The following is a 932-nucleotide window of genomic DNA, read 5'->3' as shown; positions in this document are numbered from 1 at the left end:
TCCAAAAAATTCGTTTGTCCGTTTATCTTGAAAATGAAAAAGCAGGAGCTGGTAAAGATTGTACTAATAGCGGAGTTCATCGGAGAAAGCTAAGGTTTTCTCAACGACCTCACGTGGTGTCAGTGTCTGTCTAAAGGTCCTTGAAAAGAAAGGTCTGTCAGACCGTTTTCGACTATCTTTTTGAAGGATACGCCAGTAATTTTTCCTGACTCGATGGGGAGAGAGCGTCTATCAAATTCCTTCATAATGGCAATTCTGGTCGTCATCATAGCCCGACTCAAATGCTGGATAATGGAAAATCTATTGAGAATAATCTTTGTCTTAGGGAAAAGTAGTTCTTGATGGTTGCCTGTCGGTTGTTTTCAAGAATGGTGATGCCCTTTCGTGTATGGCAAATCAGAATACTTTCCCATTCATCTACGGTAAAATGATGATAACTTATAAGATTCCCTTCGTAACTAATTTGTTCAATGCTATTTTACTAGAAGATCTTATGAGTTTTGAGTTCTTATTATAAAACATATATTATATACTTAAGATGTAAAAGACGAACTTTCAGGTTAACTTTAGGCGTTTTCATTGGTCATTTCTTGCATAAATGCTTGAAAAGGAGGAGCCATTTTGATAGAATAGTAAATGGTACATACTAGATAAAAACGACTGGTATATACTAGGTGGAATCTGCTCTTTTCAAGTCAAGGAGATAAAAACTGAAACTGACTGAGGTCTTTATTGCTACTGGTCTTGGGAGGACAGCGCAACTTACGCTTTGTTAATGATCATGAGGTTAACAAAGGGTCGCATTTAAAATAAAGGAAAGGAATCAAATGTTTCGAAGTAAAAAATTTAATAAAGATTTCGAGATCGTAGATGAGAAAAAGCGTTATAAGCTTTACAAATCGGGGAAAAACTGGGTAAAAGCCTCGAACTCA

The 932-nt window shown here is 36.4% G+C and carries 1 protein-coding gene and 1 pseudogene; one reads left to right on the top strand and one right to left on the bottom strand.

Going from position 1 to position 932, the window contains the following annotated elements:
* Window positions 1-332 (bottom strand): annotated as a pseudogene (locus SORDD16_RS11415) (transposase); the annotation flags it as partial.
* Window positions 333-827: 495 nt separating this feature from the next.
* On the opposite strand from SORDD16_RS11415, the gene SORDD16_RS12230 reads away from it, so the two are divergent.
* Window positions 828-932, top strand: a 105-nt coding sequence (locus tag SORDD16_RS12230; protein WP_164966474.1) for a KxYKxGKxW signal peptide domain-containing protein, incomplete at its 3' end; no start/stop codon positions are given.

The organism is Streptococcus oralis (assembly GCF_001578945.1).
In the GTDB taxonomy this organism is placed as follows: domain Bacteria; phylum Bacillota; class Bacilli; order Lactobacillales; family Streptococcaceae; genus Streptococcus; species Streptococcus oralis_Q.
Note: the sequence above shows the minus strand (reverse complement) of the source record. Positions and strands in the feature narration are given on the sequence as shown.